Raw genomic sequence first — 22899 nt, 5'->3', positions numbered from 1 at the left:
CGTCCGCCGGATTTCCCGATCGCATCGAGAGTCTCGTGTGCGGCGCCATCGTCCGCCCGAACTGGTTCCTTTTCGATGTTTCACCTCTCCGATGTCCGGTATCTGCCGGAGCACCCCGACCACGACCCGACCATCGACGCGATTGCCGACGAGGCGTTCGGACCCGGCCGCTTCGCGCGGGCCGCCGAGCGCGTCCGCGAAATGGCGCCGCATGATCGCTCGCTCTCCTTCGTCGCGCTTTTCGAGGACGAGATTATCGGATCGGTGCGGCTGACGCCGATCGCGATCGGCGAAACGCCGTCGTTGATGCTGGGGCCGCTCGCCGTGCGTCCGACCTTCAAGAACCGGGGCGCGGGCAGGGCGCTGATGCGCCTCGCCGCCGACGCCGCGCGGGAGAAGGGCGAGGGCTCGATCATCCTGGTCGGCGATCCGCCCTATTACGCGCCGCTCGGCTACCGGCCGCTGCCGCGCGGATCGGTGATCATGCCGGGTCCGGTCGATCCGGCGCGCCTGCTGGGTTTGGAATTGGTCGAGGGAGCGCTCGATGGCGTTTCGGGACGGGTGGGTGCGCGGCAGAATTAAGCGGGCGGGTCGGCGCGCGGCGGAGCTTAATCAGTAAGCTTTACCGCCCCTCGCGATACCAGGTCGCCGAGAGCGCCAGCAGCAGCACCGCCAGGCCGAGGAAGCCGGCAAAGAGCGGCGTGCGGTCGACGCCCCGGAGCACCGTCTCCTCGGTTTTCCGCAGGCCGATCCAGTCGCGCCCGTCGGCGCTCGCCCGGCCGCTGACCGGCACGATGCGCGGCACATCGATGTCGCCCGACGACCCGGCCAGCCGGCGGACGCTGCCGCGCGTCGCGTCCGCGATCGGTTCCAGCTTCTCGACCGTGGAAATCGCCTCGCGATATTCGCGCGGATTGACCGGCCCGACATTGGCCAGAGCGCGCAGGTCGCCATTCGCCGCCTGGAACAGCCCCAATTCGTCGGTCTCCAGGACGCCCTCGTAGCGGCCGGCGCCGACTTCCTCCATCGGCACGCTGACCGCCTCGCCGGACGGCGTCAGCACCGTCGCGGGACCTGGTTCCTCGCCGATCGTCTGGCGGGTGACGAGAAGGTCGGAGCCGCGCGCCTCGGCGTCCAACGCCTCTTCCTCCAGCTCCGGCTCCTTCATCAGCCAGTGGGCAAGGCGCCGGAACAGCGCCACATGCGGGCCGCCACCCTCGAAGCCGCGCGACCACAGCCACTCGTGATCGGACAGAAGCAGCGCGATGCGGCCTTCCTCGACCCGGTTCAGGACGAGGAGCGGCTTGCCGTCCGGCCCATTCATCACCGTCTCGCCCTCGGGTTCGCCGACGTCGATCGAGCGGAACCACGGGCTCCAGTCCGGCGGTTCGCTGTTCGAGCCAGGCAGGTTCCGAGTGACCGGATGCTTGCGGCCGAGTTCGGAGACCTCTGGATAAAACGCCCGCTTTTCGACCCCGCCGGTCGGCATCGCCGGCAGCACCGCCTGCAGCGGCGTGCTCGCGACGCTGTCGTTGCCGGCATATTCCGGCCCGGCGGCGATCAGCATCGCCCCGCCGTTTTCGACATATTGGGCGATGTAATCGAAATACAGCGCTGGCAGCACGCCGCGCTCCTGATAGCGATCGAAGATGATCAGGTCGAAATCGTCGATCTTCTCCACGAAGAGTTCGCGGGTCGGAAAGGCGATCAGCGACAACTGGTCGATCGGCGTGCCGTCCTGCTTCTCGGGCGGGCGCAGGATGGTGAAATGGACGAGATCGACGGCGGCGTCCGACTTCAGGAGGTTGCGCCAGGTGCGCTCGCCCGCGTGCGGCTCGCCGGAAACCAGCAGCACCCGCAAATTCTCGCGAATGCCGTCGACCACGGCGATCGCCCGGTTGTTAACCGGGGTGATCTCGCCCGGATCGCGGGCGGCGGAGAGTTCCAGGATGTTCTTGCCGGAGCGCGGCAGCTGGAAGGTGAATTCGGCCTCGCTGCCGGGGCGGGCCTGTTCGCGCGCGATCAGGTCGCCATTGAGGAAGATCTGCACCTCGACCGGCGCATCCGAGGCTTTCGGGCCTTCCTCGATGACCCGGTAGCGCAGCCTCTGGTCCTCGTCGACGAGACCGAAGCGCGGGCTGGTCGTCACCTCGAGGCGGCGGTCGAACTCGTCCGGCCGGCCGGTGACGAGGCCGTGGACCGGCGCGTCGAAGCCGAGCGCCTGCGCGTCAGCGGGAATGTCGTGGATCTGGCCGTCGGTGACCATGATCGCGCCGGCCACCCGCGCCGGCGCGACGTCCTTGAGCGCGCCCGCGAGCGCGCCGAACAGGGCGGTGGTCGCGTCGCTGGAGGGCGCATTGCCCGAGCGTGCTTCGACCGTGCGGACCTCAAACTCCGGATAGCGGGCGAGGCTCTCCTTCAGCGCCGCCTCGGCCGCGTCGGTCTGGGCCGCGCGCTCGCCGATCGTCTGGCTCTGGCTGCGGTCGAGGACGAGCGCGACGACGCTCTTCAAGGGGTCGCGCTCCTCGCGAAGCACGACCGGGTTGAGCAGCGCCAGCAGCAGCGCGGCGATGGCCAGGATACGGACGACCGCGCCGCGCATCCGGGCAAGGATCAGCGCCAGCGCCAGAATAACCGTCGGCACCGCCAGGATGGCGATCACCGTCCAGGAGAAGAACGGCGCGAAGTCGATCGACCAGGTCATTGGCCGAGCCTTTCCAGGAGCGCCGGCACATGCACCTGATCGGCCTTGTAGTTGCCGGTGAGCACATACATCACGATGTTGACCCCCGCCCGGTAGGCGTATTCGCGCTGCGAGGGGTCGGACGAATCCGTCGGAAACAGGAACAGACCCTGTTCGTCGACCGCCCAGGCGCTGGCGAGATCGTTGGCGGTGATCATGATCGAGGATACGCCGTCACCGCCGCGCGCCGGCCGCGAGGCCCCGTCCGCGTCGCGCACCAACGATTCCACCCAGAGGTCGGACCCGGTGTGCCGGCCCGGAAAGTCGCCCATGATGTAGAACGCCTTGGTCAATACGTGATCCGACGGCACCGGCTCCAGCGGCGGGATGTCGAGATCGGCGAGGATATCGCGCAGCCGCCGCTGGCCGGCCGAGACGCCGCCGCCGGATAGGCCCGACAGCGTATCGTCGGCGACGTCGAAAAGGACCGTGCCGCCCTGTTTCATGTAAGCGTCGATCCGGCTCACCGCTCTCTGGTCGGGCATCGGCGCGGCGGGGTCGATCGGCCAGTAGATGATCGGATAGAAGGCGAGTTCGTCGGCGGCGATGTCGACTCCGATCGGCTCGCCCGGCTCCAGCGCGGTCTTGGCCGCGATGTATTGCGTCAGGCCCGAGAGGCCGGCGCGGGAGATGTCGTCGGTCGCCGGATCGCCGGTTTCGACATAGGCGAGATGGGTGGTTTCGGTGGCCGCGATCGCCTTTTCGACGTCGAAGGTGAAGTCAGGGACACCCCTCGTGGCGGCGGCTTCGGGCGCTTGTGCGAAGCCAGGGCTCGCCGACGCGGCGAGCGCCACGGCCGCCACAAGGGCGACCACCGGCAGCGCGGCCGACCGGCGGTTGGCGAGAGCCGACCCGATCCGCGAGAAAGCCCCGTTCAGCCAGAGAAGCGCCAGCGCATCGAGCGCGAACAACACCAGCGCGGCGGCGAACAGCCAGGGCGTCAGATCGACCGCGTCCTCGCCGCCATAGCCGCGCGACTGCAAAGGCGCGCCGAGATCGAGCGCAGGCAGGGGCTTCAGTTCGGTGGCCGCCGGCAAGAGATTGTGGGCGATATAGCCGTCCTCGGTGCCGTAAAGACCCGGCGGGTTTTGCAGCGTCACCGGCTGCGGCCCCTCCGCGACGAGTTGCAGCGGCTGCACGTCGGCGCCCGGACCCACCAGACGGCCCTGGCCGTCGAGAACGCGATAGGGCGGCAGGCTGTCGGCCGCCGTGCGTCCGTCGGTTGTATTCGCGCTCGCCCGCGACAGGGTGACGATCCGGCGCAGCATGTCGACGAAGGCGCCCGAGATCGGCAAGTTCGACCAGGTTGCTTCGGCGGTGACGTGGAAGAGGACGATCGTCCCGGCGCCGAGGGACTCGGCGGTCACGAGCGGCGTGCCGTCGACAAGGCTCGCCCAGGTCTTGCCGGCGAGATCGACGGAGGGCTCGGCGAGGATCTGCCGCGTGACGGTGACGTCCTCGGGAACCGTGATCCCCGCGAACGGGCTTTCGGCCGCCAGCGGCGCGATCTTCTGCGGCTCCGACCAGGACATGGCGCCGCCGAGCTGGCGCTCGCCGGTGCGCAACCGCACCGGCGCCAGCCGGTCTTCGCCGGTGGTTGCCGCCAGCCGCGGCCCGGCGAAGCGCACCAGGTAGCCGCCGTCCTCGACGAATTTTTGCAGGGCGGTTTCGGCCGTCTCGGGCAGGACGCCGATGTCGGCGAGGACCACCACCGAGGGGCGACGCTCCAGAAGCGATGGAATGGCCTCGGCGAGATCGGCACTGTCGGGCCGCGCGAGATCGGCGAAGGGCTCCAGCGCCCGGGTGATGTAGTAGAGCGGCGACAGGAGTGGCTGCGCGAGGTCGGCGGATTCCCCCGACACCAGCGCGACCCGGCGGCGCCGGAAGCTGTCATCGACCAGCCGCACGGCGCCTGCGTCGCTCGCGCCATCGACTTCCAGCCGGGCGATGTCGTTGCGCAGTTCCACCGGGATCGCGAAGCGTGCTTCGGCGGTGCCGTCACCGGCGCCGAATTCCAGCCGGGCGCGGCCGATCTCGCGGCCCTGTCCATCCACGGCGCGCAGGGTGAAAGTTCTGGATTCCGCGCCACCGGTCGGCCGCACGGCTTTGACGACCAGCGCTTCGGTCGAATTGTCGGCGCTGGTCAGCCCGACCAGCCCCTCGGTGCTTGGCGCGTAGACGATCGCCTGGGATGGCGCGAGCGCGGCCAGGGTCCGCGCCGCTGTCGCCGTCTCCTCGCTGTCCAGGCCGTCGGTGAGGAAGGCCAGCGAGCCCAGCCCGTTGCCCGCGAGCGCCGTCGCCATCCTTTCGGCCGCCGCCGCCCGGTCGGTCGGGACCGGGTGCGGTGCAGTGGCGGCCAGCCGTTCGAGCGCCGTTGCCGCCTCGACCGGCGTCGCGTCGTCGCTCGGGCCTTCCGCCGTGAAGGCGAGCGAAATCGGCCGGCCGGCCTCGCCCGCCTCGCGGATCAGGCCTTCGGCCGCCGCGCGGCGCTCGTCCCAGTCGCCGCCGCTCGCCCAGCCATTGTCGATCAGCAGCGCCAACAGGCCATCGCCCGACAGCTGGTTTTCGCGCGGATTCAGCGTTGGCGCGGCGAGCGCGAAAATGATCAGCGCAGCCAGCAGCAGCCGAAGCAGCGTCAGCCACCACGGGCTCTTCGACGGCGTCTCCTCGCTTTTCAGGATATCCTGCAGGATTCGCAGCGGCGGGAAGGTCTCCGTCTGCGGACGCGGTGGTGTCAGCTTCAGCAGCCACCAGATCACCGGCAGCGCCAGAAGGCCGAACAGCACCAGCGGTGCGCCGAAGGACAAAGCGAGGCCGCCAATCATGCCGCGGGCTCCTTCGATCGCGGTCCCATGACCTGCGGCGCACCGCTCAGCCGGCCGTGGACGGCGACGAGCGCTTCCGAAGCCAGACGGTCGGTGCGGTGGGCGATGAAGCTCCAGCCCAGCCGTCGGCAATGTTCGGCGATGTGCTCGCGCCGGGCCTTGTAAAGCGTCGTGTAGTCCTCGCGCAGGGTCTCGGCCCGGCCGGCGGTCAGCTTCATCCCGGTCTCCGGATCGCGGAACTCGGTGCGCCCGGCATAGGGAAAGACTTCCTCGGCGGGATCCGCGACCATGATCACGTGGCCCTTGACGCCGTGCCGGCCGAGGCGATCGATACGGGCGATGATGTCGTCGACCGGATCGAGCAGATCGCTGACGATGACGAGTTCGGTAAAGCGCTTCAGCCGATCGTCCGGTGGGAACGGGTCGTCCGGCCGGCTGTTGAGCAGCGCCGCGGCGATCCGCTCGGCGGCGTTGCGCGCCGAAATCGGATCGATGACACCCGGATAGCCGATCCGCTCGCCGGAGCGCGCCAGGATTTCGGCCAGCGCAAGGACGATCACCAGGGCGCGGGATTCCTTCGAGACCGGCGCGTCCTTCGACTGGTAGCGCATCGACGGCGACGGGTCCGCCCACAGCCAGACGGTCTGGGCCGCCTCCCATTCGCGGTCGCGCAGATAGACATGGTCGTCGCGGGCCGAGCGCCGCCAGTCGATGCGCGAGACCTGTTCGCCATCGACGAAGGGGCGGAACTGCCAGAAATTCTCGCCGACGCCGCGCCGGCGCCGTCCGTGCCATCCGGCAATCACGGTCGCGACCACGCGCCGTGCCTCGACCAGAAGGTCGGGCATCAGCGCTGCGCGCTGGCGCGCTCGCACGAGGGCTTCCGGCGCGTTGGTGAGGTCGACGCTCGAGCCGATCGGCATCGCGGCGGCCGCCCTAGGCCGCGTCGCGCTTCAGCGCGCCGATGACGTCGCGCACGCTCATACCCTCGGCCCGAGCCGCGAAATTAAGTGCCATGCGGTGCTGTAGAATCGGCTCGGCCAGCGCCATGACGTCGTCGATCGAGGGGGCGAGGCGGCCGTCATAGAGCGCTCGCGCCCTGACGCAGGTCATCAGCGCCTGCGACGCGCGCGGGCCAGGACCCCAGGCGACATGGGTGTCGGCGTGGCTGCTGCCATTGCCCGGACGCGCCGAACGCACCAGTTGGAGAATCGCCTCGACGACGCTCTCGGCGACCGGCATGCGGCGGATGAGCGACTGGATTTCGCGCAGGCGCTCGGCGGTCATCACCGGCTCGGCCGACTGGTCGGCGTTGCCGGTCGTCTCCACGAGGATGCGGCGCTCGGCCGCGATGTCGGGATAATACACGTCGACCTGCATCAGGAAGCGGTCGAGTTGGGCTTCCGGCAGCGGATAGGTGCCTTCCTGCTCAAGCGGGTTTTGCGTGGCGAGCACGTGGAACGGCGCCGGAAGGTCGTGGCGCTCGCCGGCGACCGTGACGTGATACTCCTGCATCGCCTGCAGCAACGCCGACTGGGTGCGCGGCGAGGCGCGGTTGATCTCGTCGGCCATCAGGAGCTGGGCGAAGACCGGCCCCTTCACATAGCGGAAGGACCGACGTCCGGTTTCGTCCTGGTCCATCACCTCGGTGCCGACGATGTCCGACGGCATCAGGTCCGGCGTGAACTGGATGCGTCGCGCGTCGAGGCCGAGGGCGACGCCGAGCGTGTCGACGAGCTTGGTCTTGGCAAGGCCCGGCACGCCGACGAGTAGCGCGTGGCCGCCGGCGAGGATGGCGATGAGGCTTTGTTCGACGACGCTTTCCTGGCCGAAGATGACCCGACCGACCGAATCGCGCACCTTGGCGATATCGGCGAGCGCGGTTTCCGCCATCGCGATGACCGCGTCGTTGCTGAGGGGCGCCTCCTGGGGCTGCATCATCGTCATCAGGAGTTCTCCGTCGAGGAATTGTCGCTGGGCGCCGCGTCGGGAGGGCACGAAGCCGAAGCGGAATCGTAACATGGAAACGGCTCCCGCCGCTCCTGGCAAGCAAGGGTCCGACAACTATTTCGTGACTGCGAAGCCCGGCCAAAATAAGACCGGCCCCTATATGGGACCGATTGCCGCGTAAGGGGAGAAACATGCAAGAGGCGACATCGAATGCCGGCGGCATCAGCCTTGCGGCGCTCATCTCCCGCGCTGAGCGTGCCGGCAAGGGGGCACCACCCGTCGAGCGTTGGAATCCGGCCCATTGCGGCGACATCGACATGGTGATCCGCGCCGACGGCAGCTGGACCTATATGGGGTCGCCGATCGGCCGGCCTGCCCTGGTGCGGCTGTTCTCCACGGTGCTGCGCAAGGACGAGGATGGCCGGACCTATCTCGTCACCCCGGTGGAAAAGCTGGGGATTACGGTCGAGGACGCGCATTTCCAGGCGGTCGAGATGAGCCGCGGATTGAAGGAGGGCGAGCCGGTGCTGACCTTTCGCACCGATGTCGGCGACGTCGTCGAAGCCGGTCCGGAACACCCGCTGCGCTTTGCGATCGGCGAGAACGGCGAATTTCGTCCCTATGTGACGGTGCGCGGGCGGCTCGAGGCGCGGCTGACCCGGGCTCTGGCCTTCGATCTCGCCGATTTCGTCGAGCCGTTGAGCAAAGCCGATGGCGAGCGGCAGGTTGTCCGCTCCGGTGGCGGAGTCTTCGAGATTCCAGCTGAAGGTGCCGCATGAGGACGGCGATGCCAGGCGATATGTTGCATCACGCGGGTTTTACCGCAGCCGACCTGCGCGCCCGGATGGGGACGCGCGGTGGGGGCGGAGGAGAAACGCGCGAATATGGCGACCATCTGCTCAATCCCGATCTCGTCCAGCTGATGGAGCGGGCCGAGGCGCGCGAGGCCGCGGTTCTGGTTCCCGTCGTCGAGCATGCAGACGGCGCGACGCTCATTCTGACCAAGCGGGCCGACCATTTGCGCAAACATTCCGGCCAGATCGCCTTTCCCGGCGGCTCCGTCGATCCGGACGACGCTTCCCCGGAAGCGGCGGCAATCCGCGAAAGTACCGAGGAGATCGCCCTCGATCCGGACCACATCGAGCCGATCGGCCGATTGCCGCGCTACCTGACGACCACCGGCTTTCGCATCACCCCGGTCGTCGCCGTCGTCCGGCCGGGCTTTCGAATCACCGCCAATCCGGCCGAGGACGTGTTCGAGGTGCCGCTCGGATTCTTGATGACGGAAGCCAATCACAGCCAGGAAAGTCGCATCTGGCAGGGCACCGAGCGGCGCTACTATGTGATGCCCTTCGGCGAGCGCTTCATCTGGGGTGTCACCGCCGGCATCATCCGCACCCTCTACGAAAGGCTCTATGCATGACCGTGACGACGATCGATGCGCCTTGGCTGAAATCCGCGTCGCTGCAATCGCTGTTGTCGGCGCTGTCGCATGACGGCGAAGAAGCGCGTGTCGTCGGCGGCGCGGTGCGCAACTCAATCCTCGATCAACCGGTCACCGACGTCGATGTGGCGACGACCACGATCCCCGAGGAGACCGTGCGGCGGGTCGAGGCCGCGGGCTTTCGCGCCGTGCCCACGGGCATCGAGCACGGGACGGTAACGGTGGTCACGCCAAAGCGGGCCTACGAGGTGACGACGCTCAGGCAGGACGTCGAAACCGATGGGCGCCGCGCCACCGTTCGCTTCGGCCGCGACTGGCAGGCCGACGCCGAGCGCCGGGACTTCACGATCAACGCGCTGTATTGCCGGGCGGACGGAACGGTGATCGACCTCGTCGGCGGCATTCCCGATATCGCCAGCCAGACCCTGCGCTTCATCGGCGATGCGGAGATGCGGATTCGCGAGGACTATCTGCGCATCTTGCGGTTCTTCCGGTTCTTCGCCTTCTACGGAAAAGGCCGGCCGGATACCGAGGGAATCCGGGCGGCGACGCGGCTGAAGGATGGATTGGCGGGTCTTTCGCCGGAGCGGGTCTGGTCGGAACTGCGCAAGCTCCTGTCCGCGCCCGATCCGTCGCGCGCGCTCTTGTGGATGCGCCAGACCGGGGTGCTGACGGCCGTCTTGCCGGAGACCGAGCGATGGGGGATCGACGCCATTCATCCGCTGGTCGACGCCGAGCGGGCCCTCGGTTGGGCTGCCGATCCGATGCTGCGGCTGGCGGCGATCGTGCCGCCCGATGCCGCGCGGCTGACCGAAATGGCCAGGCGGCTGCGCTTTTCCAACGCCGAGCGCGACCGTATCGTTGCCTTCGCGCACGCCGAGCCGGCGCGGCCGGACGAGAGCGAGGCGGCATTGCGCACGCGGCTTTATTTTGGCGATCGATCGTCGATCGTCGATCGGCTGCGCCTAGGTCTAGCGGCGGCGCGAGCCAAGGCGGAAGGCACGCAACAATCGCTGACGGCGGTGGCGACGCTAGCCCGCCAGCTGGACGCCGCGGAACGTTTCGACCCGCCCGAATTTCCGGTCAATGGCGAGGATCTGAAACGGGCGGGCATCGCGCCGGGACCCGACATGGGCGAGGCGCTGAACCGGCTTCGTCGGCTCTGGGCCGAGAGCGGCTTCGTGCTCGACGGCAAGACCTTGATGTCCCGCCTTTGAAAGAGCGGCGGTCGGTACAATCGCTGCAACAAAAAAGCGGGCCGCCGGCCCGCTTCGCAGTTTCACATCGCCCCAATTCGAACGGCTGAAGCCTAGTTCAACAGCTCGTGGGTCTTCGTCCGGAACGAATCCAGCATCATCGGCGAAATCCGGTCGACGCCGAGCTGCTTGGCCTGAACGACGGCCCGCCGAACCACCTCGGCCTGGCTCTCCGCTCGGATGACCCGTTGGCAGCCGGGAATGATGCCGGCACAATCTAGTTCGTACATGAATGATCCTCCCTGATCAGCTACACATACGATTCGTGAAACGCCGAATCAATTAAACAGATTTACATTTCGTTAAAAAATTACAAGTCAGGGCCACTTCACGATCGGCGGCATCGACGACAGGATCGAGGCGACGTTGCCGCCGGTCTTGAGGCCGAACAGCGTGCCGCGGTCGTAAAGGAGATTATACTCGACATAGCGGCCGCGGCGGATCAGCTGCTCTTCACGGTCCGCCTCTGTATAGGGCTGAAGAACGTTCTGGCGCACGATGTGCGGATAGACCACCAGAAACGCCTTGCCGACGTCGCGGGTAAAGGCAAAGTCCGCGTCCCAGCCGCCTTGCTCCTCTGACGAGTGCAGCCAATCATAGAAGATGCCGCCGACGCCGCGCGCCTCGCCGCGGTGCGGAAGGTAGAAATATTCGTCGCACCATTCCTTGAAGCGGCTGTAGTCGGCGACACCGGCGTGCCGGTCGCAGACGAATTTCAGCGCCTTGTGGAAGGCGAGGGTATCGCGATCGTCGTCGGTGCGGCGCCGGTCGAGCGTCGGGGTGAGGTCGGCGCCGCCGCCGAACCACTGACGCGTGGTCACGACCATGCGGGTGTTCATGTGGACCGCCGGAACGTTGGGATTGCGCATATGGGCGATCAGCGAGATGCCGGACGCCCAGAAGGTCGGGTCCTCCTCGGCGCCGGGGATCTGCTTGCGGAACTCCGGCGAGAATTCGCCATGGACGGTCGAGGTATGGACGCCGACTTTCTCGAACACCCGGCCGTGCATCATCGACATCAGGCCGCCGCCGCCATCGCCCTCCCGCGACCACGCGGTGCGCTCGAACTTCCCGGCCGCGAGCCCGGTCTCTTCGCCGAATCCTTCCTCGAGTTCTTCGAACACGGCGCAGAGGCGGTCGCGCAGCACCTCGAACCAGGCCTGCGCTGTCGCCTTCTTGGCGTCGATATCATCCGGCAGCCCCTCGGGCAGGTTCGGCTTTTCCATGCGGCGGTCACTCTCATATGCCGGGAACTGCCCGGCGATTTGTTCGTTCGGCGCGGCGGGCAAGGCGTCGGCGCCGCCGCCCTATTTCGCGGCAATCGCATCTGGAGACGGTGAGCGCAATGCCAAGTTCCACACGCGGCAAACGGGTTCGCGAACATGGCAGCCAAGCCGGGGGCCTCGCCGCGGTGATGAATGCCCCGCTCGTCATTGGCGGGTGGCGATTCGCAAAAGTCGTTCCGGACGGCTATCGTTTTTTCGGCCGCCCGATCGCGATCTCAGAGAAAGTCCATGTCCCGGCTCACCCGCCCGCCGCTCGACGGTCTTGCCAGACGACTGCACGAAACCCGCCACGACCGCGCGGCCGGGCGCATCCGCGGACAGGGGAGCGACAGTTTCGTGCGGGAGACCTTTACCCTGCCGCGCGAGGCGGCGCGCATCAAGGCGCGCGAATGGTTCGACCGCTACCCCAAGGCCGCCTACTGGACCTCGGTGGAGAGCTGGCGGCAATTGCCTGAAGGCGAGATCGAATTCACCATGCGGCGGCTGCCCAGCGCCGATTGAGGCGGCGGCGAAGCGCGGCGCCGTCATGCCTCGACCGAAGCCGCTTCAGCGCCGATCTGCGTGGCGGCACCCGCTTTTGCCGCATCCGTGCCGTCGCCGACGCTGGCGACCCGCTGGCGTGGCAGGAACCAGTCCGATTGCGTGCCGATATGGTGGATCAGCTTTTCGCGGATGCGACAGTGAAGGTTCCAGGCGGCCGAGGAATCCTTGGCGCTCAAGTAGAAGCGGACCGTCATCGCTTCCGCGTCCTGAGCGATCACCAGAATCTTGGGCTCCTGTTCCTCGTCCCAATCCTCGTCGTCGCGCAGCATCGCCTCGAAGACCTGACGCAACTCGGCAATGTCGGCGCGATAGTCGAGCTGCAATTCGACCGGCTTGACGATACCGGGATTGCGGATCGACCAGTTCTCGAACGGGTTGGAAACGAAATACCGCACCGGCACGACGAAACGCCGTTCGTCCCAGATGCGGATCAGCACATAGGTGTAGTTGATCTCCTCGACGTAACCCCAAGCCCCCTCGTAGAAGACCGCGTCGCCGATGCGGATCGGCTTGGCGATCGCGATCTGGATCGAGGCGAGAATGTTGCCGAGTACGGTCTGAGCGGCGAAGCCGAGGATCAGCGTCAGTATGCCGGCCGACGCGAGCAGCGAGACGCCCAGCGTTTGCGACAGATTGAGCTGGATGATCAGCGCGCCGGCGCCGACCAGGAAGGCGACCAGGATGATCACCCGGCGCAGCACCGAAAGATTGGTCAGCAGCCGGCGCGCCTCGGAATTCTCCTCTTCGCTGACGTCCTCGATATAGCGAGAGGCGAAGACGTCGAGCAGAATATCGAGGACGCGCAGTATGCCGAGGGTCACCGCGATCACGATCAGTCCCAGAAGCAGGGGGGCGAGCAGCGTGTTGAGCGGTCCGGTGAACGACAGCAGCGACGATGTCAGCCACCAGATCAATCCGGCGCTGGCCAAAAGCGCGACTGGCAGCCGGGCCCGCTCGACGACCCGGTTGAGCCATTGTCGATTGCGCACCGGACGCTGTGCGGAACCCACCAGGCGGAAAGCGATCCAGCCGACGGCAAGCCCGCCGACCAGGATCAGCGGAAAGCCGACGATCTGCCACAGCGGCAGGCCGAAGGCCGAGGGCTGCAGCAACCACTCGGGCAGACGGCGCTCGAAATCCTTGGGGCCGTGGCGCAGATATAGCGCTTCGGTTCGCGCGACGCTTTCGCCGGCGATCAGCCAGACCGGTTCGCCATTCCTCGGTTTCAGGCGCTCGATCCAGATCGACACGGGCCGGCCCTCGAGATCGATGATGCCCAGTCTGATTGCCCGGCGCGGTTCGCCGGCAAAGGGTGAACTGCTCGCGGCGACGACATCGACGCCGTCCGGCCGGTCGGGCAGGGCGGCCCAGTCGATCCACAGCTTGCGATTGAGGACCTCGTACAGCATCCGGGCGAGTTCGGCCGCGCGTTCCGGCGTCGGCTGCTCGGGCAGCAGCGCGAAATTCAGCAGCTGCGACGCGGTGGCGAAGTCCTTTCGCTCGGCCGCGTCGATGAAGCCTTCGAGAGCGATGCGCGGCGTGTCGCGCCGCAGGGTCGCGGGCGGGGCGGGCAGAGAGGGGTTCAGTGCGTCGATACGCCACCAGTAGCGGCTCGGCTCGTCGGAGCCCGAACCCGGTTCGGAACTGCCGCCGTTATCCGCGGCCGATCCGCCGCCGGGCAGCAATTGCGCCGCGGCTTCCGGCGGGATGAGGCTGGTGAGCAGCATCACCAGCAGCGCCATAAACGCTATCGTCAGGCGGCGTGTTCTCATCCTGTCGGTCGGTCGGGTCATATCCCTCGGCCTCGCTTTTCGTTGCGTCAACGGTGGGAGCGGGACCGCGAAGATCAAGGGCGCGCGTCATCGCCCGCACCGCGTTCACGGCCGGCGTCAGCATTCCCCGGCGATGGCTCCTCCTTCTTCCGCTTCGCTTCGATTCTCTGTCCCCTCCTTAAGCTTCGCCTTGCGGCTCGCTGAGGGGCCAGCATTTCTTGTCCCGCCCTTAGCTCCTCGCGAAGCTCGTCGCTGGCGGGCCAGCATTTCTTGTCCCGCCCTTAAGCTCCTCGCGGAACTCGTCGCTGGCGGGTCCCTGGTCGCCGCCTTCCCTCGCGATGCTCGGGAGAGGCGGCGGGACGCCGGAGGCGAACCCTCCGACTGGTTTAAAGTCATGCGGTCCGCCTCCGGCATCCCGCGCGGCGTTTGTGCGACCCTTCGACACGGCGCCCCCCGCACTTTCATGGGGCGCCATGCGCTGCCGGCTCTTCGGCCCTTGCGGGGCCTCAAGCGGACCGATCCGCGGACCCCTCGTTAGTGGGGGACGGTCCGGCGGAGCAAAGGGTCGTCCGGGCCGGGTCTTCTCCGGAAGAAGCCCCGTCGCGGACACCGCACCGCCAGGGATTGCTCCCCTTGGCCCAACGAACGATCCCGGTGATCATTCGCGCCCGTTTCGTGGGCCGGCGGTCAGGGGAGTATGCGGGAGGGGAAAAGGGTGGGGAGAAAGATTTCGACGGGGTGGCGCGGTTTTGAGAAAGCGCACGGACCTTCCATCGCCCGTAGAAGAAAGGGGCGCCGGCATCCAAACCCCGTCATTCCGGCCTTGAGCCGGGACCCATGCCGCGAGTTTTATTCCCATACTGTCCGGGTGACGAATTGGCGGCTCATGCGGCTTGGCATGGATCCCGGCTCAAGGCCGGGATGACGACAATGTTGGACGGTTTCGCCAATCGACGGGCCCACTCGCGTCACCGGGATGGAGGAGGAGCAGACGCCTTTCCAGTACGAGCAGGAGCGCGCCCGCGTCAGCTATGTGGGTTCACGGACCGTTCGAGATCGCGTTTTTCGCCAGGTGGTGCTGCGGGCTTATGACGCACGTTGCGCCGTCACAGGGCTGAAATTGATCAACGGAGGGGGCAGGGCGGAAGTCGAAGCCGCCCATATCCGCCCTGGCGACGTCGCTCCGCGACCTCCCGATTACGAAGCCTGTGCGTCCCGCGCGCCGCGCAGCAACCCTTCGGTGCTCAAATCCTCGTCGATCTGCGGCCAGTGGATGCCGTAGCCACCCCCGGCAATCTCCCAATCGGCCCGTTGTTCCGGGGGCGCGTCGGCAAGACGGGGATACCACGCCAAGGGTACAGATATCGTTCGCCCGTCCATCAGTTGGACGGACAACGTGTCTGCATCGAGAAAAACCGCTTTCACCCGAATATCAGCGGCTGCCGCCAAAGAACCCATGCCACGCCTCCAAAAACGCGTCGCGATGCTCGCGCACCAATCGTTGGACTTCGCCGAGATCCTTGGCCGAAAATCCCATATTTCGGGCAAGAGAGACGTTCTCGAGCCAGAATTTCGCCGACGAACCACTCCGGTCGACATGGACATGCGGCGGCTCGTCGGGTTCGTGGCTGTAAAAATACACCCGGAACCCCTTGATGCGAAGGATCGTCGGCATCGGACAGGTTGCTAAATTCGATCACGCCATTGATATCCAACGGCCGTGGCAACGCAACCCTTGGACGGTGGGCTGGTCTGATAGCAGTCCGAGCCCCACGGCGAGCCATCACCCGCCCCACCTGACCTGCCTGAGCGCTTCGCCTGCCGCCATGCCGGCGGCGACGGCAAGGTTCAGCGAGCGGCCGCCGCCGTCCATCGGGATGGTCACGGCGGCATCGGCGAGCGCATGGACGTTCTCCGGAACCCCCGCGCTCTCGCGGCCCAACAGGAGGACGTCGCCGGGCCGGAAGGCGAAATCGGTATAGCGCGTCGGGGCTTTGGTGGTGAACAGCACCAACCTTCGACCGGCCGCCCGGCGCGCCGCGTCGAAGCCGGCAAAATCGACATGCCGGACCAGGCTGGACATGACGAGATAATCCATGCCGGCGCGCTTCAGGGCGCGGTCGGAGAGGTCGAAGCCGGCCGGCTCGATGATCTCGACGGCAAGGCCAAGGCAGGCGCCGAGCCGCAGGATCGTGCCGGTGTTGCCGGCGATGTCCGGCTGATAGAGGGCGAGCGCGATCGCCCCGGCCCCGGTCGAAGCGGCTGTCTTGCCGGGCTCGTGGTCGTCGCGATCCTGGATCATCGGTAGCCTTGCCTGTCGTCATGGGAGCGGCAAGCCGCGCCCGGCGTCGCGGAAGCCGTGAATTGGCCTGGGTTCGTCCTATATCGAGGGGACCGCCTCGCCACAGCCGGTTGCCGTCCGAAAATGCTCGGACCTGCCATGATTCATGGAACGGGCGTCCGACCCGATGGAAGATCTTGATGTTTTCATTGTTCGAGCGGATGGTCGATCCGTTTCCCGACCAGGAGCTTGAGACCCCGCCGGGTGGCGGGCTCGCCCGCTTCGTCTGGTTCCATGCCAAGCCGATCTGGCCCTTGCTCCTGGCGATGGCGGTGCTGACCGCGATGATCTCGATCGTCGCGGTGTCGCTGTTCGGCTTCCTCGGCCAGCTCGTCGACTGGTTCTCCGGCGTCTCGCGTGAGACGTTTGTCGCCGAGCGCGGTTGGGCGCTGGCCCTGATGGGCTTCGTCGTGCTCGTCGTGCTGCCGGGGCTGGTGTTCCTGTCGGGCCTCGTCACCTTCCAGGCGCTCGCCGGCAATTTTCCGATGCGGTTTCGCTGGATGGTGCATCGCTGGCTGCTCGGCCATTCGATGAGCTTCTTCAGCGACGAATTCGCCGGGCGGATCTCGACCAAGCTGATGCAGACCGCGCTGGCGGTGCGCGAGACGGTGATGAAGGCGCTCGATGTCCTGCTTTATGTCGCGGTGTATTTCACCGGCGTCGTGGTGCTGGTGGCGGCGGCCGACTGGCGGCTGGCGCTGCCCTTTCTCGGCTGGCTGGCGCTCTACGCGCTGATGTTGTGGTATTTCATCCCGCGCCTCGGCGCCGTCGCCGAGCGGCAGGCCGGCGCCCGCGCCGAGATGACCGGGCGGGTAGTGGATGCCTACAGCAACATCGCGACGGTGAAGCTGTTCGCCCATACGCGGCGGGAGGCCGACTATGCCCGCGACTCCATGAGCGGCTTCCTGACGACGGTGCATGGCCAGATGCGGTTGGTGAACCTGTTCCAGCTGTCGCTCTACCTCCTGAACTCGATGCTGCTGACCGGTGTCGGTGCCCTTGGCATTTCGCTTTGGCTGTCCGAACTGGTCACGGTCGGTGCGCTCGCGGCGGCGATCGGCCTGGTGCTTCGCATCAACGGCATGTCGCAATGGATCATGTGGGAAGTGGCGGCGCTGTTCGAGAATATCGGCACCATCCGCGACGGGATGGCGACGTTTTCGACGCCACGGACGATCGCCGATCGACCGGAAGCGCCGAAGCTTGTGGTGCCGACGGGCGAGATCGTCTTCGAGCGGGTGTCCTTCGATTACGGCAAGGGTGGCGGCGTCTTGCGCGATTTCGACCTCAATGTGCGGCCGGGCGAAAAGATCGGCCTGGTCGGGCGCTCCGGCGCCGGCAAGTCGACGATCCTCAACCTCCTGCTGCGCTTCCACGACGTTGAGGCGGGGCGCATCCTGATCGACGGGCAGGATATTTCCGGCGTCACGCAGGCTTCGCTGAGAGAACAGATCGGCATGGTGACGCAGGACACCGCGCTGCTGCACCGCTCGATCCGCGACAACATCCGCTATGGCCGGCCGCAGGCGAGCGAGGCCGAGCTGACGCGCGCCGTCGAGCGGGCGGAGGTCGCCGGCTTCCTCGCGGAGCTCGCCGACGCCGAGGGGCGGCATGGCCTCGACGCGGAAGTCGGCGAACGCGGCGTCAAGCTCTCGGGCGGCCAGCGCCAGCGCATCGCGATTGCCCGGGTCATGCTGAAGGACGCGCCGATCCTGTTGCTTGACGAGGCGACCTCGGCGCTCGATTCGGAAGTGGAGGCGGCGATCGCGGCCAATCTCTACCGGCTGATGGCGGGCAAGACCGTGATCGCCGTCGCCCACCGCTTGTCGACCATCGCCGCGCTCGACCGGCTGGTCGTGTTGGACAGGGGCCGCATCGTCGAGGAGGGCACCCATGCAGAGCTGGTCGGCAGGGGCGGGCTTTATGCCCAGCTCTGGGCGCGTCAGGCCGGCGGGTTTCTCTATTGCGACCCGCCGGAGGATTCGGCGGGTGAGAGCGGCCTGAGGGCGGCGGAATGATGGACCGGTTTCTCCAGCGTTTCGAGGCGCTGCTCGATCCGTTCGACGACGAGGGGGAGGGCGCCGGCCATCTGGCGCCGCTGCCCAAGGAGACCAACCGCTTCATCTGGCACTTCGCCAAGCAGGCCAAGTGGCCGCTGCTCGGATTGCTGGCCACCGGCGGCCTGACCGGCGGCATCGAGGCGGTCATGTATACCGGCGTCGGCTGGCTGATCGACGCGCTGGAGCGCTCGTCGCCGGCAACGCTGTTCGCCGAGCATTTCTGGCTGATTGCCGGGCTCGCCTTGCTGACGCTGGTCGGCCGGGCGGCGATCCTGCTCGTGTCCTCCATCCTCGAGGAACAGGTGATCTCGCCGAGCTTCTACAACCGCATCCGCTGGCAAAGCTATCGCCGGCTGATGGAGCAGCCCTACACCTTCTTCCAGAACGATTTCGCCGGCCGGCTGGCCCAGAAGGTGCAGCAGGTGGGCGCGGCGACCGGCGACTTCGTCACCACGATCCTGCAGACCTTCTGGTCGTTCGTCACCTTCATCATCCTGACCGTGACGATTCTCGGCGCGCTCGACTGGCGCATGGCAGTGGTGCTGGGCGCCTGGGCGCTCGGCTATGTCTGGATCGTCCGCAACCTTTTGCCGAAGATCCGCAGACATGGGCGGGCGGCGGCCGACGCGCGCTCGATCGTCTCGGGCCGGGTCGTCGACAGCTTCACCAACATTCTCTCGGTGAAGCTGTTCGATTCGGCGCGCAGCGAGGACGGCTTCGTCAAGGCGGGTTTTTCTCATCTGGTCGATGCGACGCGGCGGATGACGCGTGCGCTGACCGAGGTGCGAACCGCCGTCGCCGTCCTCAACGGCGTCATGATGACCGGCGTCGGCACGGTGGCGATCCTCGGCTGGCAGGCCGGCGGCATCACCACCGGCGGGGTCGCCATCGCCCTCGGACTGGTGCTCAGGCTCAACCAGATGTCCGGCTGGATGATGTTCAACATCAATGGCTTGGTGCGCAATTACGGCACCATCCAGGACGCCGTCGCGACCGTGGGGCAGCTGCCGACGCTGGTCGACGAGCCGGATGCCAGACCGCTCGAGGCGTCACGCGGCGCCATCCGCTACGAGAATGTCAGCTTCCACTATGGCAAGGGCGGCGGGGTCGTCGAGGATCTGTCGCTGGCGATCCGGCCGGGCGAGAAGATCGGTCTCGTCGGGCGTTCGGGCGCCGGCAAGACGACGCTGGTCAATCTGCTCCTGCGCCTCTACGACCTCGAGGGCGGACGCATCCTCATCGACGGCCAGGATATTTCCGGCGTGACCCAGGCCTCGCTGCGCGGCGCTATCGGCGTCGTCACCCAGGACACATCGCTTCTGCACCGCTCGATCCGCGACAACATCGCCTATGGAAGGCCGGGTGCCGACGAGGGCGACATATTGTCGGCGGCCGAACGGGCCAACGCCGAGGATTTCATCCCCACCCTGCGCGACCCGAAGGGCCGCACCGGCTACGACGCCCATGTCGGCGAGCGCGGCATCAAGCTGTCGGGCGGCCAGCGCCAGCGCATCGCGATCGCCCGTGTGCTTTTGAAGGACGCGCCGATCCTGGTGCTGGACGAGGCGACTTCGGCGCTGGATTCAGAGGTCGAGGCGGCCATCCAGGAGAATCTGACGAAGATGATGGAGGGCAAGACCGTCATCGCCATCGCCCACCGTCTTTCGACCATCGCCGCGATGGACCGGCTGATCGTGCTCGACGAAGGCCGGATCGTCGAGGAGGGCAGTCATGCGGAGCTGGTGGCGCGGGACGGACTCTATGCCAGCCTCTGGGCCAGGCAGTCGGGCGGCTTCCTGTATGGGCAGCGGGAAGAAGAAGCGGCGGAGTAGGGGGGGGCATGAGGGGGTTCGGAAAAAGGCAGGCGCCTCAAAAGTATGCTAAAATAAGATAATCTGTTTTCGGGAGTTGTCATGTCCTCGGTCGAACGCCTGACGATCACCATGCCGGCCGAAACGGCCGCAATGCTGCGACGCACCGTCGAGGGGGGCGAATATGCGTCCACCAGCGAAATCGTCCGGGAGGCGCTGCGGGATTGGTCGCGCCGGCGCGAAGAGGAAAGCCGTGACTTGCAAACCCTCCGTGAGGCGATCAGGATCGGGGACGAGAGCGGGCCGAGCATTCCCGCCGGCGAGTTTTTCGCGGAGCTTCGCCAGATGATCGCGGAGCGCCGCGCCACCAAGGGATGAAGCGGCTCGGCTTCACGCACGAAGCGCGCGCCGATCTCTTGGCGATTGGCCTTTATATCGCCGAGGACGATCCCGACCGCGCGGAAAGTGGAGGCCAAGGCGTGGCAAGCGGCGCACGGACCGCGCAGCTTCCGGGCGCGAGACGATATCAGTCCTGGCCTGAGAGCTGCCGTGCATGGCCGGTATCTGCTGTTCTTCCGCGAATTGGACGATGAGGTCCGGATCGTGCGCGTGCTGCACGGCGCGCGCGATCAGACGCAGGCGTTTGGGGAATGAGGGCGGCAGAGACTACGATCTCCTCTACAGTCGAGATGCCCCGGCGGAACAAGGCAACCCGTGATCTCCGCGCCCCCCCACGCGACACGTTGCCGTCACACCCCCTTTCGTCTGGACAACCGGCCGGCTTCCCGCCTAAAACGCGCCCGAAATCGCGATCTTTTCGGGAGTGCGGCGAAAATGCGTCGCCTCTCCCCTTGCCGCGCGGGCTTAAATCCGCAAGAAGCGGTGCGATCCGCGCGAGACCAGTCAAGGAGTGGCAGCCGCCGTGAGCGTCAACGAAAACGCCGACCCGAACCGGGAGCATTCCGACCCGAACCGCCGGGATTTTCTCTACATCGCCACCGGCGCGATCGGCGCGGTCGGCGCTGCCGCCTTCGCCTGGCCGTTCATCGATCAGATGAACCCGGACGCCGCGACGCTGGCCCTGGCCGAGATCGAAGTCGATGTCAGCCAGGTGGCCGAAGGGCAGTCGATCACCGCCAAATGGCGCGGCAAGCCGATCTTCATCCGCCAGCGCACGGCGGCGGAGATCGAGGAGGGCAAGGCCGTTGATCTGTCCGAGCTGAAGGATCCGCTGGCGCGCAACGCCAATATCCCCGGTGACGCGCCGGCGACCGACGAGAACCGCTCCGCCGAAAGCAAGGAGGCCTGGCTCGTCATGGTCGGCGTCTGCACCCATCTCGGCTGCATTCCGCTCGGGCAGGCCGGCGATTACGACGGCTGGTTCTGCCCGTGCCATGGCTCGCATTACGACACGGCCGGACGCATCCGCACCGGACCGGCGCCGGAAAACATGGCGATTCCGCCCTTCGCATTCACGTCCGACACGACCGTGCGCATCGGCTGACAGGGAGAAAGTTCGAGCTATGAGTGGTCATTCTTCCTATGTTCCGACGAGCGGCTTCATGCGCTGGCTGGACGCGCGGCTGCCGCTGCCGCGTCTCATGTATGATTCCTTCGTCGCCTATCCGGTGCCGCGCAACCTGAATTACGCCTACACCTTCGGTGGCATTCTCTCGATCTTCCTGGTGCTTCAGATCCTGACCGGCATCGTGCTGGCCATGCACTACGCCGCCTCTTCGGCGATCGCCTTCGAATCCGTCGAGAGGATCATGCGCGACGTCAACTGGGGCTGGCTGTTGCGCTACATGCACGCCACCGGCGCGTCGTTCTTCTTCATCGCCGTCTATATCCATATCTTCCGCGGCCTTTACTACGGCTCCTACAAGCAGCCCCGCGAGGTCTTGTGGATTCTCGGCGTGATCATCTTCCTCCTGATGATGGCGACGGCGTTCATGGGCTACGTGCTGCCCTGGGGCCAGATGTCGTTCTGGGGCGCCACGGTCATCACCGGCTTCTTCACCGCCTTCCCGCTGATCGGCGAGCCGATCCAGCAGCTGCTGCTCGGCGGCTTCGCGGTCGACAACGCCACGCTGAACCGCTTCTTCTCGCTGCACTATCTCTTGCCGTTCATGATCGCCGGCGTGGTGATCCTGCACGTTTGGGCGCTGCACGTCACCGGACAGACCAACCCGACCGGCGTCGAGGTCAAGTCGTCGAAGGATACCGTGCCGTTCACGCCGCACGCGACGATCAAGGACGGCTTCGCCATGATCGTCTTCCTGGCGATCTTCGCGTATTTCGTCTTCTACCTGCCGAACTTCCTCGGCCACCCCGACAACTATATCGAGGCGAACCCGCTGAAGACGCCGGCGCACATCGTGCCCGAATGGTACTTCCTGCCGTTCTACGCCATGCTGCGCGCCATCACCTTCAATATCGGCCCGATCGATTCCAAACTCGGCGGCGTGCTGGTGATGTTCGGCTCGATCCTGGTGCTGTTCTTCGTGCCATGGCTCGATACGTCGCGGGTAAAGTCGACGGCGTTTCGGCCGCTTTACAAGATATTCTTCTGGATCCTCGTCGCCGATTGCATTTTCCTCGGCTGGCTCGGTGCCAAGCCGGCGGAAGGCATCTACCCGATCCTGGCCCTGTTCGGGACGATCTACTATTTCGGGCATTTCCTGATCGTGATGCCGGTTCTTGGACTGATCGAGACGCCCAGGAAGCTGCCCAACTCGATCAGCGAGGCGGTGCTCGGACCCGATCGCGGTGTCGGCACGGGCACCGGCGGCGGGGCGGCCCCCGCACCGACGGCCTCGGCGCCGGAAACCAGAGGCTGAGCTGAGGCTTCGGAGAAAGAAGACATGC

Annotated in this window: 21 protein-coding genes and 1 pseudogene; 12 read left to right on the top strand and 10 right to left on the bottom strand. The window is 66.7% G+C overall.

What is annotated here, in order from left to right; translation table 11 throughout:
- Nucleotides 1–75 precede the first annotated feature (75 nt).
- Nucleotides 76–582 carry a GNAT family N-acetyltransferase gene (locus MJ956_RS09995; protein WP_253964325.1) on the top strand — a complete coding sequence of 169 codons (507 nt, stop codon included), beginning with the start codon at nucleotides 76–78 and terminating at the stop codon, nucleotides 580–582.
- 40 nt (nucleotides 583–622) lie between these two features.
- Here the strand turns inward: MJ956_RS09995 and MJ956_RS09990 are convergent, their stop codons facing one another.
- From MJ956_RS09990 to MJ956_RS09975, 4 genes are read right to left on the bottom strand one after another with little or no spacing between them, the layout of a single operon-like run.
- Nucleotides 623–2704 carry a hypothetical protein gene (locus MJ956_RS09990; RefSeq protein ID WP_253964324.1) on the bottom strand — a complete coding sequence of 694 codons (2082 nt, stop codon included), beginning with the start codon at nucleotides 2702–2704 and terminating at the stop codon, nucleotides 623–625.
- Nucleotides 2701–5568 carry a DUF4159 domain-containing protein gene (locus tag MJ956_RS09985; RefSeq protein ID WP_253964323.1) on the bottom strand — a complete coding sequence of 956 codons (2868 nt, stop codon included), beginning with the start codon at nucleotides 5566–5568 and terminating at the stop codon, nucleotides 2701–2703. Before MJ956_RS09985 ends, MJ956_RS09990 begins: the two co-directional genes overlap by 4 nt.
- Complete coding sequence (locus MJ956_RS09980) at nucleotides 5565–6491, bottom strand: DUF58 domain-containing protein (protein WP_253964322.1); 927 nt, start codon at nucleotides 6489–6491, stop codon at nucleotides 5565–5567. Before MJ956_RS09980 ends, MJ956_RS09985 begins: the two co-directional genes overlap by 4 nt.
- A gap of 13 nt (nucleotides 6492–6504) precedes the next feature.
- A complete protein-coding gene (locus MJ956_RS09975) occupies nucleotides 6505–7515 on the bottom strand; it encodes an AAA family ATPase (RefSeq protein ID WP_253964348.1) in 1011 nt (336 codons plus the stop codon).
- A gap of 194 nt (nucleotides 7516–7709) precedes the next feature.
- On the opposite strand from MJ956_RS09975, the gene MJ956_RS09970 reads away from it, so the two are divergent.
- Genes MJ956_RS09970 through MJ956_RS09960 form a run of 3 tightly spaced genes read left to right on the top strand, consistent with a single transcriptional unit; the run spans nucleotide 7710 to nucleotide 10179 of the window.
- Nucleotides 7710–8297: a DUF1285 domain-containing protein gene (locus MJ956_RS09970; RefSeq protein WP_253964321.1), complete on the top strand. Its 588-nt coding sequence runs from the start codon at nucleotides 7710–7712 to the stop codon at nucleotides 8295–8297.
- Between the two features lie 8 nt (nucleotides 8298–8305).
- Nucleotides 8306–8941 carry a CoA pyrophosphatase gene (locus tag MJ956_RS09965; protein WP_253964320.1) on the top strand — a complete coding sequence of 212 codons (636 nt, stop codon included), beginning with the start codon at nucleotides 8306–8308 and terminating at the stop codon, nucleotides 8939–8941.
- On the top strand, nucleotides 8938–10179 hold the full coding sequence (locus tag MJ956_RS09960) for a CCA tRNA nucleotidyltransferase (RefSeq protein ID WP_253964319.1): 1242 nt from the start codon (nucleotides 8938–8940) through the stop codon (nucleotides 10177–10179). Before MJ956_RS09965 ends, MJ956_RS09960 begins: the two co-directional genes overlap by 4 nt.
- A gap of 92 nt (nucleotides 10180–10271) precedes the next feature.
- Here the strand turns inward: MJ956_RS09960 and MJ956_RS09955 are convergent, their stop codons facing one another.
- Both MJ956_RS09955 and hemF read right to left on the bottom strand, forming a co-directional pair.
- A complete protein-coding gene (locus MJ956_RS09955) occupies nucleotides 10272–10448 on the bottom strand; it encodes a DUF1059 domain-containing protein (protein ID WP_253964318.1) in 177 nt (58 codons plus the stop codon).
- Between the two features lie 87 nt (nucleotides 10449–10535).
- Complete coding sequence (gene hemF / locus MJ956_RS09950) at nucleotides 10536–11444, bottom strand: oxygen-dependent coproporphyrinogen oxidase (protein WP_253964317.1); 909 nt, start codon at nucleotides 11442–11444, stop codon at nucleotides 10536–10538.
- Nucleotides 11445–11732: 288 nt separating this feature from the next.
- Between hemF and MJ956_RS09945 the strand changes: the two genes are divergently transcribed.
- Complete coding sequence (locus MJ956_RS09945) at nucleotides 11733–12005, top strand: hypothetical protein (protein ID WP_253964316.1); 273 nt, start codon at nucleotides 11733–11735, stop codon at nucleotides 12003–12005.
- Nucleotides 12006–12028: 23 nt separating this feature from the next.
- On the opposite strand, the gene MJ956_RS09940 is transcribed toward MJ956_RS09945, so the two are convergent.
- Entirely contained in the window at nucleotides 12029–13819 is a 1791-nt protein-coding gene (locus tag MJ956_RS09940; RefSeq protein ID WP_253964315.1) for a mechanosensitive ion channel family protein, read from the bottom strand.
- A gap of 973 nt (nucleotides 13820–14792) precedes the next feature.
- On the opposite strand from MJ956_RS09940, the pseudogene MJ956_RS09935 reads away from it, so the two are divergent.
- Nucleotides 14793–14990, top strand: a pseudogene (locus tag MJ956_RS09935) (HNH endonuclease); the annotation flags it as partial.
- Between the two features lie 26 nt (nucleotides 14991–15016).
- Here MJ956_RS09935 and MJ956_RS09930 read toward each other — a convergent pair.
- The 3 genes from MJ956_RS09930 to MJ956_RS09920 form a co-directional block, all read right to left on the bottom strand.
- Nucleotides 15017–15277, bottom strand: coding sequence for a DUF2442 domain-containing protein (locus tag MJ956_RS09930; protein ID WP_253964314.1), 261 nt, complete (start codon nucleotides 15275–15277; stop codon nucleotides 15017–15019).
- The gene (locus MJ956_RS09925; protein WP_253964313.1) at nucleotides 15252–15494 is read right to left on the bottom strand and encodes a DUF4160 domain-containing protein; all 243 of its coding nucleotides are present in this window, start codon (nucleotides 15492–15494) and stop codon (nucleotides 15252–15254) included. Before MJ956_RS09925 ends, MJ956_RS09930 begins: the two co-directional genes overlap by 26 nt.
- A gap of 108 nt (nucleotides 15495–15602) precedes the next feature.
- Complete coding sequence (locus MJ956_RS09920) at nucleotides 15603–16121, bottom strand: tRNA (cytidine(34)-2'-O)-methyltransferase (RefSeq protein ID WP_253964312.1); 519 nt, start codon at nucleotides 16119–16121, stop codon at nucleotides 15603–15605.
- Nucleotides 16122–16300: 179 nt separating this feature from the next.
- Here MJ956_RS09920 and MJ956_RS09915 point away from each other — a divergent pair, with 179 nt between their 5' ends.
- The 6 genes from MJ956_RS09915 (at nucleotide 16301) to MJ956_RS09890 (ending at nucleotide 22871) form a co-directional block, all read left to right on the top strand.
- Complete coding sequence (locus MJ956_RS09915) at nucleotides 16301–18178, top strand: ABC transporter ATP-binding protein (protein ID WP_253964311.1); 1878 nt, start codon at nucleotides 16301–16303, stop codon at nucleotides 18176–18178.
- Nucleotides 18175–20052 carry an ABC transporter ATP-binding protein gene (locus MJ956_RS09910; protein WP_253964310.1) on the top strand — a complete coding sequence of 626 codons (1878 nt, stop codon included), beginning with the start codon at nucleotides 18175–18177 and terminating at the stop codon, nucleotides 20050–20052. The genes MJ956_RS09915 and MJ956_RS09910 overlap by 4 nt, the downstream gene beginning before the upstream one ends.
- Nucleotides 20053–20133: 81 nt before the next feature.
- Complete coding sequence (locus MJ956_RS09905; RefSeq protein ID WP_253964309.1) at nucleotides 20134–20409, top strand: ribbon-helix-helix domain-containing protein; 276 nt, start codon at nucleotides 20134–20136, stop codon at nucleotides 20407–20409.
- 87 nt (nucleotides 20410–20496) lie between these two features.
- Nucleotides 20497–20685 carry a type II toxin-antitoxin system RelE/ParE family toxin gene (locus MJ956_RS09900; protein WP_253964308.1) on the top strand — a complete coding sequence of 63 codons (189 nt, stop codon included), beginning with the start codon at nucleotides 20497–20499 and terminating at the stop codon, nucleotides 20683–20685.
- A gap of 268 nt (nucleotides 20686–20953) precedes the next feature.
- On the top strand, nucleotides 20954–21535 hold the full coding sequence (petA, locus tag MJ956_RS09895) for a ubiquinol-cytochrome c reductase iron-sulfur subunit (protein WP_253964307.1): 582 nt from the start codon (nucleotides 20954–20956) through the stop codon (nucleotides 21533–21535).
- Nucleotides 21536–21554: 19 nt separating this feature from the next.
- A complete protein-coding gene (locus MJ956_RS09890; protein ID WP_253964306.1) occupies nucleotides 21555–22871 on the top strand; it encodes a cytochrome b in 1317 nt (438 codons plus the stop codon).
- Nucleotides 22872–22899: the final 28 nt, after the last annotated feature.

Origin of the sequence: Aurantimonas marianensis (assembly GCF_024195285.1) — a bacterium.
Lineage (GTDB): Bacteria > Pseudomonadota > Alphaproteobacteria > Rhizobiales > Rhizobiaceae > Aurantimonas > Aurantimonas marianensis.
The sequence above is the reverse complement of the archived record's forward strand: the minus strand, read 5'-3'. Positions and strand labels throughout refer to the sequence as shown.